Source organism: Planococcus donghaensis MPA1U2 (assembly GCF_000189395.1).
Lineage (GTDB): Bacteria > Bacillota > Bacilli > Bacillales_A > Planococcaceae > Planococcus > Planococcus donghaensis_B.
In genome coordinates this window covers 1-14,937 of the sequence record NZ_AEPB01000054.1, presented here as the reverse complement: position 1 = coordinate 14,937, position 14,937 = coordinate 1, and the positions used below count along the sequence as shown (strand labels likewise).

General features: G+C 40.5%; 15 protein-coding genes and 1 other annotated feature. All 15 genes read right to left on the bottom strand.

Annotated elements, in window-relative coordinates; genetic code table 11:
- Positions 1–13: 13 nt before the first annotated feature.
- Positions 14–664 (bottom strand): RNA polymerase sporulation sigma factor SigH, encoded by a 651-nt coding sequence (gene sigH / locus GPDM_RS14305; RefSeq protein ID WP_008432464.1) that lies wholly within the window; start codon positions 662–664, stop codon positions 14–16.
- Between the two features lie 71 nt (positions 665–735).
- Complete coding sequence (locus tag GPDM_RS14300) at positions 736–1,245, bottom strand: NYN domain-containing protein (protein WP_008432462.1); 510 nt, start codon at positions 1,243–1,245, stop codon at positions 736–738.
- Positions 1,246–1,249: 4 nt separating this feature from the next.
- On the bottom strand, positions 1,250–2,005 hold the full coding sequence (rlmB, locus tag GPDM_RS14295) for a 23S rRNA (guanosine(2251)-2'-O)-methyltransferase RlmB (RefSeq protein WP_039863443.1): 756 nt from the start codon (positions 2,003–2,005) through the stop codon (positions 1,250–1,252).
- Positions 2,002–2,421 (bottom strand): Mini-ribonuclease 3, encoded by a 420-nt coding sequence (locus GPDM_RS14290; protein ID WP_008432458.1) that lies wholly within the window; start codon positions 2,419–2,421, stop codon positions 2,002–2,004. Before GPDM_RS14290 ends, rlmB begins: the two co-directional genes overlap by 4 nt.
- Position 2,422: 1 nt before the next feature.
- The gene (gene cysS / locus GPDM_RS14285; protein ID WP_008432456.1) at positions 2,423–3,826 is read right to left on the bottom strand and encodes a cysteine--tRNA ligase; all 1,404 of its coding nucleotides are present in this window, start codon (positions 3,824–3,826) and stop codon (positions 2,423–2,425) included.
- Entirely contained in the window at positions 3,823–4,485 is a 663-nt protein-coding gene (gene epsC / locus GPDM_RS14280) for a serine O-acetyltransferase EpsC (RefSeq protein WP_008432454.1), read from the bottom strand. Before epsC ends, cysS begins: the two co-directional genes overlap by 4 nt.
- Positions 4,486–4,537: 52 nt before the next feature.
- Positions 4,538–4,755 (bottom strand) — a binding site (T-box leader).
- Positions 4,756–4,797: 42 nt separating this feature from the next.
- On the bottom strand, positions 4,798–6,261 hold the full coding sequence (gene gltX, locus GPDM_RS14275) for a glutamate--tRNA ligase (RefSeq protein WP_008432453.1): 1,464 nt from the start codon (positions 6,259–6,261) through the stop codon (positions 4,798–4,800).
- 42 nt (positions 6,262–6,303) lie between these two features.
- Entirely contained in the window at positions 6,304–6,804 is a 501-nt protein-coding gene (ispF, locus tag GPDM_RS14270) for a 2-C-methyl-D-erythritol 2,4-cyclodiphosphate synthase (RefSeq protein ID WP_008432451.1), read from the bottom strand.
- Positions 6,801–7,496, bottom strand: coding sequence for a 2-C-methyl-D-erythritol 4-phosphate cytidylyltransferase (gene ispD, locus GPDM_RS14265; RefSeq protein ID WP_008432449.1), 696 nt, complete (start codon positions 7,494–7,496; stop codon positions 6,801–6,803). Before ispD ends, ispF begins: the two co-directional genes overlap by 4 nt.
- Positions 7,497–7,526: 30 nt before the next feature.
- A complete protein-coding gene (locus GPDM_RS14260; protein WP_008432447.1) occupies positions 7,527–8,606 on the bottom strand; it encodes a PIN/TRAM domain-containing protein in 1,080 nt (359 codons plus the stop codon).
- A gap of 92 nt (positions 8,607–8,698) precedes the next feature.
- Positions 8,699–10,075, bottom strand: a complete 1,377-nt coding sequence (gene radA, locus GPDM_RS14255) for a DNA repair protein RadA (RefSeq protein WP_008432445.1) — start codon at positions 10,073–10,075, stop codon at positions 8,699–8,701.
- Positions 10,076–10,136: 61 nt separating this feature from the next.
- Positions 10,137–12,599 (bottom strand): ATP-dependent protease ATP-binding subunit ClpC, encoded by a 2,463-nt coding sequence (gene clpC, locus GPDM_RS14250; RefSeq protein ID WP_008432444.1) that lies wholly within the window; start codon positions 12,597–12,599, stop codon positions 10,137–10,139.
- Positions 12,596–13,687: a protein-arginine kinase McsB gene (locus tag GPDM_RS14245; RefSeq protein WP_008432442.1), complete on the bottom strand. Its 1,092-nt coding sequence runs from the start codon at positions 13,685–13,687 to the stop codon at positions 12,596–12,598. Before GPDM_RS14245 ends, clpC begins: the two co-directional genes overlap by 4 nt.
- Entirely contained in the window at positions 13,677–14,210 is a 534-nt protein-coding gene (locus GPDM_RS14240; RefSeq protein ID WP_008432440.1) for a UvrB/UvrC motif-containing protein, read from the bottom strand. The genes GPDM_RS14245 and GPDM_RS14240 overlap by 11 nt, the downstream gene beginning before the upstream one ends.
- Before the next feature lie 12 nt (positions 14,211–14,222).
- Complete coding sequence (locus tag GPDM_RS14235) at positions 14,223–14,693, bottom strand: CtsR family transcriptional regulator (protein WP_008432439.1); 471 nt, start codon at positions 14,691–14,693, stop codon at positions 14,223–14,225.
- Between the last annotated feature and the right edge of the window lie 244 nt (positions 14,694–14,937).

Below are 14,937 nucleotides of genomic sequence, written 5' to 3'. Positions count from 1 at the left end.
TGTCAACCGCGCATCAAGAGCTAGGCATCTCATTAATCTGCAAGTGGCGTTCTAATTTTCGCTTGACTCGTTGCAAGGCGTTATCAATCGATTTCACGTGACGCTCAAGCTTTTCTGAGATTTCTTGATAAGATTGACCATCAAGATAAAGTGCTAGCACTTCTCGTTCTAATTCGCTAAGTACTTCGCCCATTTTCTCTTCCATATACTGAAATTCTTCATTATGAATAATCAAATCTTCCGGATCGTCTACACCGTTTCCGGTTAATACATCCATTAACGTGCGGTCAGACTCTTCATCGTAAATCGGTTTGTCCAAGGAAATATATGAATTCAGCGGAATATGTTTTTGACGCGTTGCCGTTTTAATGGCGGTAATGATTTGACGGATAATGCATAGTTCTGCAAATGCACGGAAAGAAGATAATTTATCGCTCTTAAAATCCCGAATCGCCTTGTATAAACCAATCATACCTTCTTGAATAATGTCTTCTTTATCAGCACCAATCAGGAAATACGACCGCGCTTTCATTCGAACAAAAGGCCGGAACTTCGTTATTAAAAAATCCAATGCCTCCGTGTTTCCACTGTGGACTAAACTGACAAGTTCTTCATCTGTCATGTCGGTGAATCGTTGAAGCTGAACTTGCTCATGATTTTCCACGGGTGATCCCTCCGATTGCGTGAGCCTCGATATCCTCAGTATACATGAAGGAAAAAATGAGCGTCAACCGTTCATTTCAAGCCTCTTCGCCATTTTTCGAAAATTTCCGCTACTTCTCCAGACAGTGGTATTTTAGAAATTCCGCGCTGCTCTTGGATTTCTTTTACTTTTTTAGTGATGTTCTCCTGGATTTCAACCATTTCAATTTCCAATTCGCGTGCTGAAATTCGCAACGCGCCTTTGCCAAAAATGACCCATTGTTCGGTTAAATCCGATGTTGCCACATAAATTTGGTCGCGGCGCGTATGTAGACTTGCTACTAACTTTTCAATCCGCTCATCCGCTGTTTCACTTTCTTTTGTGTAAATGACTTCCACATCATGATGAAGATTTTTGGCTTCAATGCCCGGAACCAGATGGGCGTCAAACACAATAATTACGCGCCATCCTTTGTAGCTCCGGTATTCTGCCATTCGCTCAATCAAACGATCTCTGGCATTTGCCAATTTATCTTTTTTTAGTTCTTGCAGTTCTACCCAGTCTCCAATGATGTTATATCCATCAACTAGCAGAATATTCATCGCATCAACCTAATGGATTGCGCTTTCTGTAAACTTCGTACATCAATAAGCTTGCTGCTACTGAAGCATTGAGCGATGTCACATGTCCAATCATCGGCAATTGATACAAGAAATCACATTTCTCACGCAAAATTCGACTCATGCCTTTGCCTTCGCTGCCAATAATAACGGCAAGTGGTAAAGCTGCATCCATTCTTCGGTAATCCACCGATTCTTTGGCATCAGTACCTGCAATCCATACCCCACGCTTTTTTAATTCATCTACAGTTTGCGACAAGTTATTAATGCGCACGACTGGCACATGTTCAATCGCGCCTGTTGAAGCTTTTGCAACAACACCCGTTAAGCCAACTGCTCGGCGCTTTGGAATGATCAATCCGTGAACGCCAATTGCATCGGCCGTTCTCATAATAGATCCTAAATTATGCGGATCTTCTAACTCATCTAAGATCAAGAAAAACGGATCTTCATTTTTCGCTGTTGCTGCGTCAAACAAATCGTCCAAGCTTGCGTAGTTATAAGCAGCTACAGCTGCTGCAATGCCTTGGTGATTGGTATCTGTTAAGCCATCGATTTTTTTCTTCGGAACAGATTGAACAATAACACCTTTGTCTTTCGCTAATTGCAACAATTCGGTGATACCTTTTTTCTGTACGCCTTCAGCAATCCAGATTTTATTGATATCACGGTCTGCTCTTAATGCTTCGAGTACTGGGTTTTTCCCACCAATAATCTCTGGTGCCAACTCTTCTTCCGTCATTTCAATACGCCTCCCAGCTCTTCAATTATTTCAATCGCATAGGAAATGATTTCGTCCACACGCGCTTGCTCTTCCTTTAAATACAACCATCCCAGTACCGCTTCAAAAGCTGTACTGAAATTATAAGTTTGTACGTCGGTATTTTTAGGAACCGATCCGGACTTAGCGTTGCGTCCGCGTCTCATGACCGCTAGTTCCGCTTCTGTTAAAAAATCTTCTTCTGTTAGCCGCTTCAGCACCACTGCTTGCGCTTTAGCCGAAACAAACGTCGTGGATTGACGATGCAAAATATTCGGTTTCGAGCGACCCGAACGCAATAAATGCTCACGTACCGCTTGTTCGTAAACCGCATCTCCCATATAAGCAAGAGCCAGTGCATTTAATTGATCTACATCATTTTTACGTAAAACATTCACTTTATTGCCCTCGCTTCCAGCGTGTCCCTTGTGCTGTATCTTCTAGTATGATGTTTTTTTCTTTGAATAAATCACGAATCTCATCTGCACGAGCAAAGTCACGGTTTTTCCGCGCTTCAATACGTTCTGCCATTAAGGCCTCAACTTCTTCGTCCAGTAATTCTTCTTGTTGGTTGAATGGCAATCCTAAGATACCCGCCAACTCATCAAACACCGCAATAAATGTTTCTAAAACGGATGTTGCTGTTTGTTTTTCGAGTAAATACGTATTTGACAAACGAGACAAATCGAACAAGCTTGAAATCGCATTTGCTGTATTAAAGTCATCGTCCATAGTTTCAATAAACGCAGTTTTAATCTCTTCAATTTTATGAACCCACGTATCCGAATGATCGCCTAAGTCAGCAGATGCACTCAAACGGTGTTTCAAGTTTGCATAAGCTGTACGTAAACGCTCGAGCCCTGCCACTGCATCTTCCACCAATTGCTGTGAGTAATTGATTGGGTGCCGATAATGAACCGATAGCATGAAGAAGCGCAGCACTTGTGGGTCTAGTTCTTTCAATATGTCATTCACTAATACAAAGTTATTTAATGACTTCGACATTTTCTCGTTATCAATATTAATATACCCGTTATGCATCCAATAATGCGCAAATGGTTTTCCTGTGAATGCTTCGGATTGGGCAATTTCATTTTCGTGATGCGGGAACGTTAAATCTTGTCCGCCTGCGTGAATATCAATCGTATCACCTAAATGCTCACGTGCCATCACCGAGCATTCAATGTGCCAGCCTGGACGTCCTTTGCCCCATGGGCTATCCCATGAAATTTCTTTCGGTTTGGCAGCTTTCCATAAAACGAAATCTAGCTCATCTTCTTTTTTATCGCCTGTTTCAACTCGGGCGCCTATTTTTAATTCGTCGACAGATTGATGAGATAATTTGCCGTACCCATCAAATTTACGCGTTCTGTAATACACATCACCTTGCGACTCATATGCATAGCCTTTTTCAATCAATGCCACGATAAATTCAATAATTTGCGCCATATGATCGGTTACTAACGGATGAACGTCCGCTTCTGCGCAGCCAAGCGCTTTTGTATTTTCAAAATAAGCAGCGATAAAACGTTCTGCAATTTCAGGAACTTCTTGACCAAGTTCATTCGCTGCTTTAATTAATTTATCGTCAACATCTGTGAAGTTTGATACATATTTCACATCGTAACCGCGGTATTGTAAATGGCGACGCACCGTATCATACACGATAACCGGGCGAGCATTGCCAATATGAATGTAATTGTAAACCGTTGGACCGCAGACATACATTTTTACTTTGCCTTCTTCTAAAGGAATAAACTCTTCTTTTTGTCGTGACAACGAATTAAAAATTTGGATACTCATAAACCTCGCCCTTCTCTCTGCGTTGATGTTTTTAGCTGTTCTATTTCATGTTGTAATTGAGCAATTTTCGCTTCCATGCCATCACATTTATCCATGACAGGATCGGGCATATTTTGGTGATTTAAATCTTGCTTTACTTTCACACCATTTTGCATAACCACTTTCCCCGGAATTCCTACTACTGTGGAATTCACTGGGACATTTTTTAAAACAACCGAACCCGCTCCAACTTTAGAATTCGCGCCGATGACGATAGACCCTAAAACTTTAGCGCCAGTCGCAACCAATACATTGTCTTCTAATGTGGGATGGCGTTTGCCACGTTCTTTCCCCGTACCGCCTAATGTCACGCCTTGGTATAGCGTCACATTATCGCCGATTTCACATGTTTCGCCAATCACAACACCCATGCCGTGGTCAATAAAGAATCGACTGCCAATTACAGCGCCTGGATGAATTTCGATTCCGGTAAAAAACCGACTTATCTGGGAAATAACACGAGCAATAAAGAATAATTTATTCTTAAAGAAAAAATGTGCCAGCCGGTGCGACCAAATGGCATGAAGACCGGAATACGTAAGAATAACTTCCCAATAATTACGCGCTGCTGGATCTTGTTCAAAAATGACATCGACATCGTCTTTTAATAACTTAAACATTCTTCTCGCTTCCTTTCTGTTCCAAAATAAAAAGCGCCCCTGTCATATAAATGACAGAGACGCATAATTGCGCGGTTCCACTCTGATTAAAAGAACAAAACGTCCTTTTCTCTCGAAAGCCTATAACGCAGGCAAAACGTCTGGTCTACTTGTTTCGACTCAGCACTCGGAGAGGCATTTCCATGCAGCAGTGGCACAGATCCTTTTCAGCCGGTGAGGATCTTCTCTAGAGAGCTTGCTACATGTACTTCTTCTCGTCAACGTTTTAATGATAGTAAATTCATTTTACACCGTCAGCCGAATAAGTCAACGTTACGCACTTGCATATTGTGCTACGCGCGCGATTGCTTTGTCTTTTCCTAATAAAGAAATCGCATCTGGCAATTCAGGACCGTGCATTTGGCCAGTAATAACCACACGAATTGGCATAAACAAGTTTTTGCCTTTATGACCTGTTGCTTTTTGAACAGCTTTTATTGCCGCTTTAATTTCAGCGGGTTCAAAGTTTTCTAAGCTAGCCAATTGCTCTTTAAATGCTGCCATTACTTCCGGCACTTGTTCTCCAGCCAACACTTCTTTTTCAGCTTCGCCATATGTTAAATCGTCAGTGAAAAATTGTTCTGATAGCTCAGTAATTTCAGCACCATAGCTCATTTGATCGTGATACAAAGCAACAAGCTTGTTAGCCCAATCTGTTTGTTCTGGTGTCATTTCTTCTGGTAATTTCCCTGCTTTTTGCAAATGCGGAAGTGCTAATTTCACAACTTCTTCAAGCGGCAATTGTTTAATATATTGGTTGTTCATCCACATCAACTTTTGCTTATCGAACATCGATGGCGATTTAGACAAACGTTCTACATCAAAAATGCGAATAAATTCTTCTTTCGAGAAGATTTCTTCTTCTCCTTCTGGAGACCAGCCTAGAAGTGCAAAGAAGTTAAATAACGCTTCAGGAATATAGCCTAATTCTTTATATTGTGAAATAAACTGTAAGATCGACTCGTCGCGTTTCGATAATTTCTTACGATCTTCGTTAATGATTAACGTCATGTGACCATAGCTCGGATAATCCCAACCAAATGCATCGTATATCATCATTTGTCTTGGTGTGTTCGACAAATGCTCTTCTCCGCGGAAAACATGAGAAATCTTCATCAAATAATCATCAATAACAACGGCAAAGTTATACGTCGGAATCCCTGTCGTTTTAACCATCACCCAGTCGCCAATATCTTTTGATTCAAATGAAATCGGACCGCGTACTAAATCGTTAAATTCATAAGTTACGTTTGTAGGAACTTTTGCACGAATGCTAAACGTCTTACCTGACTCTTCTCTTTCAGCCACTTCTTCCGCCGTTAAGTTACGGCAAGTTCCGCTGTATTGAGGAGCTGCAATACCCGCTGCTTTTTGTGCATCGCGTTCTACTTCTAACTCTTCAGGAGTACAGAAACATTTAAAAGCCAATCCTTTTTCGAGCATTTGATCTGAATGATTTTTGTACGTATCCAAACGTTCCATTTGACGATAAGGACCGTATTCTCCGCCAACATCAATAGACTCGTCGTGTTCAATGCCTAACCATTTTAAGTTATCCAACTGAGACATAATCCCTGTTTCGATATTACGAGCCGTATCTGTATCTTCAATGCGAACAATGAATTTTCCGTTGTTATGACGTGCAAATAAATAATTAAATAAAGCTGTACGAGCGCCCCCGATATGCAAATGGCCTGTCGGGCTTGGTGCGTAACGTACGCGAACTTCTTGTGTCATTTTATTTCCTCCTAAAATATCGTTTATTCTTTTACTATTCTATCACTCTGGCACATCAAGAGAAACTGGGTGTTTTGTTAGTAGGATCACTGCAAGCGCAGCAATTCCTTCTTCACGTCCAACAAACCCAAGGTGTTCTGAAGTTGTAGCTTTGACACTAACTTGCGAAATATCTGCTTCAAGTAAGTTAGCAATTGATTCGCGCATTTGTTCAATATAAGGCGCCAATTTCGGTTTTTGCGCAATTACAGTGCAATCCACATTGCCAAGCTCATAGCCTTGTTCTTTTACATATTGCCAAATGTGCGTCAATAATTTACGAGAATCCGCGTTTTTAAATTCCGGATCTGTGTCTGGAAAATGTTTACCGATATCGCCTCCACCAATTGCGCCAAGTGCCGCATCTGTGATGGTATGCAATAATACGTCTGCATCTGAATGACCAAGAAGTCCTCGGTCGTGTTCGATTTCAACGCCACCTAAAATAAATGGGCGTCCTTCTGCTAATTGATGCACATCATAACCTTGTCCAATTCGAATCATTTCTGTTCCTCCTGTAAGCGACTTTCCAGAATAGCTCTTCCATAAATCAAATCATCTGGCGTCGTCATTTTTATATTTTCGTATGTACTCTCAACAATCGCGACAGGGTAATTTAACCGTTCAACAAGCATCGCTTCATCTGTTCCCATAAAGCCATCGTTGTGAGCTTTTTGAGCTGCTTCTAACATTAATGAATAACGAAATGCTTGTGGCGTTTGAATCATCCATAATTGATTGCGGTCTACTGTTTCTGAAATAATGCCATTTTCTGCTTTTTTAATGGTATCTTTTACCGGAACAGCGGCTATTGCTGCACCAGACGTGTGAGCTGTTTCCACTAAATTCGCAATGACTTCTTTGTCGATAAATGGCCTTGCTGCATCATGAACCAAAACAACGCCACAAGGTGGAATTGCTTCGAGGCAAGCTCTCACACTATCTTGCCGTTCTGTTCCCCCTGTAGCGTAACCTTGTACTTTTGTTAAGTTATAGCGTTTTACATAGTTTTCAATTAGTTCCCGCTCTTGCTCTTTTACCGCCAACCAAATCGCATCACAGTTTGGGTCTTGTTGAAAAACTTCTAATGTATATAGAAAAATAGGCTTACCGAAAAGTTCAAGTAATAATTTATTTTTGTCAGCTTTCATTCGTTTCCCACTGCCAGCAGCAGGCAAGACGACTGTATAATTCATAATAAACATCCTTTATCCATATGTTGCACGTTATTTGCCTTCACGCGGTTTCGCAAAAATCATTCGGCCTGCAGAAGTCTGCAACACACTCGTAACGGTAACATTGATCGCTTGGCCAATAAACCCTTTACCGCCTTCAATGACAATCATCGTCCCATCGTCTAAATAAGCGACACCTTGATTTTGCTCTTTGCCGTCTTTAATGACTACGACATGCATATCTTCTCCTGGAATAACCACAGGTTTTACAGCATTCGCCAAATCATTAATATTCAATACCGGAACATTGTGCAGTTCACACACTTTATTGAGGTTAAAATCGTTGGTCACGACTTTGCCGCCCATTTTTTTCGCAGCGCGCATTAGTTTCAAATCGACTTCGCTTACTTCATCGAAACTTTCTTCCGTAATCATGATAGCATCTACACGCTCGCTTTGAAGACGTTTTAAAATGTCCAATCCTCGCCTACCGCGAGTTCGTTTCAATGTATCTGACGAATCCGCAATATGTTGCAGTTCAGACAAAACAAATTGCGGCACGACAAATGTCCCTTCCATAAACCCAGTTGCAGAAATATCCGCAATTCGGCCATCAATAATCACGCTCGTATCGAGCAATTTATAAGATGTTTTTTCAATCGGCTCTTCGATTTCTTGCTTTTTCACCGGTACAAATTTAGCAGGCGTTAACATCGTTAACATTTCCTCGCGCTTTTGGAATCCGACTTGAAACCCTAAATAACCTAGCACTACTGAAAGTACTAGCGGCGCTACTGTCGCCACAAGTGGAATATCAACCGTGCTTAACGCAAATCCTACTAAAAACGCCACTACAAGTCCAATAACCATCCCGACCGTTCCGAATAAAAGGTCCGGGGTTGGGGCACGCAATAACTTCTCTTCCATCCATTTCATAAAATGAATCAATGAATCGACAAATAATAAAGATAAGATGAAAAAGATAAGAGCACCAACAATTGCTGCTACATATGGATTACTGATCCACGGACTGTCGAGAAGGGGAATAAGTTCAAATGCAGATGGTAATAATAAAATTCCGATCGTCGCACCAATAAGTAAAAACATTATTTGAATAATAGGTCTTAACACGAGCTCCACCTCCTTTTTTAATTATACACATTATAAAACAAGAACGCCCCAAAGATACATACCTAGAAATAAAAGGAGGCAATATTGCCTCCTTACTGTGGAAAAATCTCTTTTAATGCATCGTTAACACTTTCTACACCTACTACGCGAATTCCTTCCGGAAAATCCCAGCCACCTAAATTAGATGCGGGAATAATCGCACGTTTAAAGCCTAGTTTTGCCGCTTCTTGAACACGCTGCTCAATACGCGATACGCGTCTAACTTCACCGGTCAACCCGACTTCGCCGATTATACAATCATAAACATTTGGTGCTTTATCACGGAAACTCGAAACAATACTGGCTAACACAGCCAAATCAATCGCTGGTTCGTCAAGCTTTACGCCACCCGCAACTTTAATGTACGCGTCTTGCGCTTGCAAAAGCATACCTACACGCTTTTCTAGCACCGCCATCAACAAGGTCACGCGATTGACATCAATTCCCGTCGCCATCCGTTTTGGATAATTAAAACTCGAAGGCGTCACCAATGCTTGGATTTCAACCAAGATGGGCCTTGTTCCTTCCATTGAAGCTACAACAGTTGAGCCTGCCGAACCACTCGACCGCTCTTGTAAAAATAACTCTGATGGATTTAGCACTTCTTTTAATCCACTTTGAAGCATTTCAAAAATCGCGATTTCATTCGTAGAACCAAAACGGTTTTTAACACTGCGTAAAATGCGATATGTGTGATGGCGTTCGCCTTCAAAATATAACACCGTATCAACCATATGCTCTAAAATACGCGGTCCTGCAATTTGACCTTCTTTTGTTACGTGTCCAACGAGGAAAATCGCAATATTCTTTGTTTTAGCGATTCGCATCAACTCTGCCGTACTTTCTCTTACTTGTGTCACACTACCTGGTGCAGATGTGACTTCCGGATGATGAACAGTTTGAATTGAATCGACAATAACAAAGTCAGGTGCCACCTCTTCAATGGTATGGTGAATCAGTTCAAGATTCGTTTCAGCATAGATAAACAACTCTGAAGACGTTGCATCTAAACGCTCTGCACGCAATTTAGTTTGGCGAATTGATTCTTCTCCGGAAATATATAATACCCGGTTTCCACCGTTTGCAAGCATCGCTGAAACTTGTAATAGCAATGTTGATTTCCCTATACCCGGGTCTCCCCCAATAAGTACTAATGACCCTGGCACAATGCCTCCACCAAGTACACGGTTTAATTCGCTTAGTTCTGTTTCTACCCGTGGTTCGTCTTGTGTTTCAATCGCATTGATAGGCGTCGCTTTTTGCGGAACTGACGCACTATGTTGAAAAGAACCGCGTGTTCCTTTAGGAGCTTGGACTTCTACTTCTTCTGTCATCGTATTCCATGATGCGCACCCTGGACATTTCCCCATCCATCTGGCCGATTCATAGCCACACGACTGACAAATGAATTTCGTCTTTTTCTTAGCCATGTGTACCTCCTTAAATAGAAAAACCGCTCGCCGGAAAGTAACTCCGGAGAGCGGAAGATTCTTATTGTTTTTCTATTGCTATTTCTTTTGTTTTTTCTGGTTTGTTTGTTCGAACGACAAATTCATCGCCTTCAACATCAAAGATCATTTTTTGTCCTGACAGAGCTGTACCTTTTAATAACTCTTCTGACAAACGGTCTTCTACGTGTTTTTGAAGTGAACGACGTAATGGACGCGCCCCGTATTCCGGATCATATCCTTCATTCGCTACTTTTTCAAGCGCTGCATCTGTTAACTCCAAATCGATATCCTGCTCTTTCAAGCGATCTACCAATTGTTTTGTCATCAAGTTCACAATTTCTCTTAAGTTTTCTTTTTCAAGAGAATGGAAGACGATCATGTCATCGACACGGTTCAAGAACTCTGGGCGGAATGCTTTTTTCAACTCAGCAAGCATTTTCCCTTTCATGTCTTTATAATCCGTTTTTGCATCTTCCAAATTAAAGCCAACATATTTATTGTATTTCAACTCTTCTGCCCCTACGTTCGAAGTCATGATAATAACCGTATTACGGAAATCGACTCTGCGACCTTTTGAATCCGTTAAACGACCATCTTCAAGAACTTGCAACAGAATGTTGAAAACATCCGGGTGAGCTTTCTCAATTTCATCAAGAAGTACTACAGAATAAGGTTTTCTACGAACTTTTTCTGTTAACTGTCCGCCTTCTTCATATCCAACATAACCTGGAGGTGATCCAACCAAACGCGAAGTTGAATGTCTTTCCATATACTCGGACATGTCGATGCGAATCATCGCTTCTTCATCGCCAAACATAGACTCTGCTAAGGCACGTGCTAATTCCGTTTTACCAACACCTGTTGGACCAAGGAAAATAAACGATCCAATTGGACGTTTTGGATCTTTCAACCCTGCACGCGCACGTCGAATAGCTTTAGAAATTGAAGTTACTGCTTCATTTTGCCCAATAACACGGTTATGCAAGATAGACTCCAAATTCAACAACTTATCTGATTCTGTTTGTGCCAGTTTCGAAACTGGAATACCCGTCCACATAGAAACGACTTTCGCAATATCTTCTACTGTCACTTCAGACTCTTCTTTGCCTTGTTTTTCTTTCCATTCTTTCTTCGTTTTATCTAATTGGTTTTGCAGTTTTTGTTCAGCATCACGAAGCGAAGCGGCTTTTTCAAACTCTTGGCTTTGAACAGCTTCATTTTTCTCAGAACGTGCCGCTTCTAAACGAGATTCCAACTCTTTTAAATCTGGTGGAGTTGTATAAGAACGAAGTCTTACTTTCGATCCGGCCTCATCAATCAAATCAATTGCTTTATCTGGTAAGAATCGATCCGAAATATAGCGGTCTGACATTTTAGCCGCTGCTTCAATTGCTTCATCCGTAATTTTCACACGGTGATGCGCCTCATAACGATCGCGCAAGCCACGAATAATTTGAATCGATTCTTCAACTGAAGGCTCATCTACTTGAATTGGTTGGAAACGACGCTCAAGAGCTGCATCTTTTTCAATATACTTACGGTACTCATCTAACGTTGTCGCACCAATACATTGAAGTTCTCCACGTGATAGTGATGGTTTCAAAATATTAGAAGCATCAATCGCCCCTTCTGCACCGCCAGCACCAATTAATGTATGAAGCTCATCGATAAACAGAATAACGTTACCTGCTTGACGAATTTCATCCATCACTTTTTTCAAGCGATCTTCAAATTCTCCGCGGTATTTTGTTCCAGCCACCACTGTACCCATATCTAAAACCATAACGCGTTTATCACGTAATGTTTCAGGAATTTCATTGTTAACGATTTGCTGAGCCAATCCTTCAGCAATCGCTGTTTTACCAACACCAGGTTCACCAATTAAAACCGGGTTATTTTTTGTTCTACGGCTCAACACTTCAATCACACGTGTAATTTCATCGCTTCTGCCGATTACAGGATCTAATCCCCCTTCACGAGCGACTTGTGTTAAATCACGAGCTAACCCATCTAATGTTGGTGTATTCGCCGACGCATTCGGGCTCGTCCCTGTAGACGTCTGCTCATTGCTGCCTAGAAGCTGTAACACTTGCTGGCGCGCTTTATTCAAGCTAACACCGGCATTTCCTAACACACGAGCTGCAACGCCTTCTCCTTCACGAATAAGTGCTAATAGTAAATGTTCTGTTCCTATATAAGAGTGACCCAATTTACGGGACTCATCAACTGACAATTCAATAACTTTTTTAGCTCTCGGTGTGTAATGCACAATTGGACCAACTTCTTTTTCGCCGACTCCAACCAATTCTTTAACACCTTCTTCGATCAACTGAGTATTCACTTCAATCGCTTCAAGAGCTTTAGCAGCAATTCCGCCACCTTCACGAATTAAACCGAGAAGAATATGCTCTGTACCGATTGATTCATGTTTCATACGAATTGCCTCTTCTTGAGCTAACTGAAGAACTTTTTGTGCGCGTTGTGTAAATCGATTAAACATCATGCAAGATCCTCTCCTTCACTATTTATACCGTTTTTATTCAACCTTTCTCGGAACAACTTCGCCCGAGCAAAATCGCGTTCTTTCGGTTGCAGTGGCTTGTCTGCATATTGCTGCAGAAATGCCGGCTGCATAAAAATCATTAATTCATTTAAAATCGACATATCTACATCTTGAATCATTTTTAAATCTATACCCAAACGAACATCTGACAGACACGTTGCAGCTTCTTCTGTCGTCAGCAGTCTCGAATGGGTAAGGGTGCCAAGTGAACGGTATATCCTGTCTTCCAATACTATCGGTGAATTTAACGCAATCGCTTCACGCGCCTTACGTTCTTGTTGAATAATTTGCTCTGTCATGTTTTCTAGGTCTTGAAGAATCTCGTATTCTGATTTTCCAAGAGTCAATTGGTTAGATATTTGATAAACATTTCCTAAAGCCTCACTACCTTCACCATATATGCCTCGAACCACCATTCCAAGTCTTGAAATAGCTGGAATGATTCGTTGGATTTGATGCGACATAGTTAAAGCAGGTAAATGAAGCATAACGGATGCCCGCATCCCAGTTCCTACGTTTGTTGGACAACTAGTTAAATACCCATGTTTTTCATGAAAAGCATAAGATAAGTTTTTTTCTAAAAGAGAATCTAGTTCATTTGCTATTTTATAAGCTTGTTGAAGTTGAAATCCTGATTGAAGACTTTGAATTCGCAAATGATCTTCTTCATTCACCATAATACTCAGCTCTTCGTTATCAGACAACAAAACAGAACCTGAGTGATGACTATTTATAAGATAAGGACTAATTAAATGTTTTTCTACCAGTATCTCTTTTTGCAACTCAGCTAGCTCTTCAATACTGATATGGCTAAAAGTATAGTCTAATTCATTTCCTTTATCTAATAATACAGCCGAGATTTCTTTGTCTACTTTGAGTGCTTCGTCTTCTGTAAAAGCATACGGGAATTTAAAGTTGTTCAAATTTCTGGCCAATCTAATTCTTGTACTCATTGCAATATCTACATTTTCACCATCGTTAGCCATCCAGCTACTTGCATGGGGTTGAAGAAAACGCTCAACTGCCATCCTGGATACCTCCTTCAAGCTTTGCACTTAAAACTTTTACTTCATCTCTTAATCTAGCAGCTTCTTCAAAATGCTCTCCTTGAATGGATATTTGCATTTGTTTTCGAAGTTCTTCAATTTCTTTTTTTATTTTCAAAGTTGTGCCGTAAGAAGCAGGTATTTTACCCGTATGCTCTATATTTCCGTTATGGAAACGTTTAAAGATCTCGTTAAGCTGAGGTGAAAACGCATCATAACAAGAAGCACATCCAAATTTCCCGATTCGTAAAAATTTAGAGAAAGTAAAACCACAGGAAGGACATGTTGCTATTTCCTTTCTGACTGGGTTAATGGATGCTTGCGCATTAGGGAACCAATTTGATAATAACTGATGAATAGCTAAAGGATCCTGTTCAAAAGCAATATTAATACTATGGTTTTCAGCAGCACAGATATGACATAAATTCCTTTCAACTATCTGTCCTTGTTGCTGTTGTTTAACTATAACTGATGCAGAACGTTCTCCGCATTGATCGCAAATCATCTTTTCACCTCTTTATGTGTTCGTTTGATATTTAATTGTGAAGAGCATTGCTATAAGAATACGCGCGCGAATTTCATCACGTGTCGGAAGAGGGAGAAGCAAAGTACCTCGATCAATGGCACTAAGAATTAGTTTAGCTTCTCGCTTAGAAATAATTTCTTCATCAAGTAATCTAAATACGATGTCTTCTGCCATTATCTGCGTAGCCCCATGTTCCAATCGCTCAATAACTTCTGCTATAACATCTGACTTTTGATGTAGCCTGATTCTTTTAATGCGAATATACCCACCACCACCGCGTTTACTTTCTACCAAGTATCCACGATCAACCGTAAATCGAGTATTTATAACATAATTTATTTGAGAAGGGACACACTGAAATTTTTCAGCCACTTCACTGCGTTTAATTTCAATATGGTCTCTCTCGCTTAATTCGATAACTTGTCTCAAATAACCTTCAATTACATCCGAAATGTTCCGCATTGCTTTCACCTCTTCGTACATAATATGAAAAAGTTGACTTTGACTATATTTGACTTAATTATACAACAAGCTTTTTACACATATCAAATAGTAAGTATCAAAATTATAAATCAAACAAAAAAGCCTTTGATTTTAAGCGTTTAAAGGTTCGACTATTATATTAGTAATTTAGTTCAATTGCTTTTTTGACCTCACCAAATTCTAATTTGTCGTTATTTTAGAATTTATTTTAAAACTGTTTCAT

Excerpts from the sequence above, each read along its gene's own strand:
- GPDM_RS14300 (WP_008432462.1), bottom strand. The coding sequence starts at position 1,245 with ATGAATATTCTGCTAGTTGATGGATATAACATCATTGGAGACTGGGTA.
- rlmB (WP_039863443.1), bottom strand. The coding sequence starts at position 2,005 with ATGACGGAAGAAGAGTTGGCACCAGAGATTATTGGTGGGAAAAACCCA.
- cysS (WP_008432456.1), bottom strand. The coding sequence starts at position 3,826 with ATGAGTATCCAAATTTTTAATTCGTTGTCACGACAAAAAGAAGAGTTT.
- epsC (WP_008432454.1), bottom strand. The coding sequence starts at position 4,485 with ATGTTTAAGTTATTAAAAGACGATGTCGATGTCATTTTTGAACAAGAT.
- gltX (WP_008432453.1), bottom strand. The coding sequence starts at position 6,261 with ATGACACAAGAAGTTCGCGTACGTTACGCACCAAGCCCGACAGGCCAT.
- ispF (WP_008432451.1), bottom strand. The coding sequence starts at position 6,804 with ATGATTCGAATTGGACAAGGTTATGATGTGCATCAATTAGCAGAAGGA.
- ispD (WP_008432449.1), bottom strand. The coding sequence starts at position 7,496 with ATGAATTATACAGTCGTCTTGCCTGCTGCTGGCAGTGGGAAACGAATG.
- radA (WP_008432445.1), bottom strand. The coding sequence starts at position 10,075 with ATGGCTAAGAAAAAGACGAAATTCATTTGTCAGTCGTGTGGCTATGAA.
- clpC (WP_008432444.1), bottom strand. The coding sequence starts at position 12,599 with ATGATGTTTAATCGATTTACACAACGCGCACAAAAAGTTCTTCAGTTA.
- GPDM_RS14245 (WP_008432442.1), bottom strand. The coding sequence starts at position 13,687 with ATGGCAGTTGAGCGTTTTCTTCAACCCCATGCAAGTAGCTGGATGGCT.
- GPDM_RS14240 (WP_008432440.1), bottom strand. The coding sequence starts at position 14,210 with ATGATTTGCGATCAATGCGGAGAACGTTCTGCATCAGTTATAGTTAAA.
- GPDM_RS14235 (WP_008432439.1), bottom strand. The coding sequence starts at position 14,693 with ATGCGGAACATTTCGGATGTAATTGAAGGTTATTTGAGACAAGTTATC.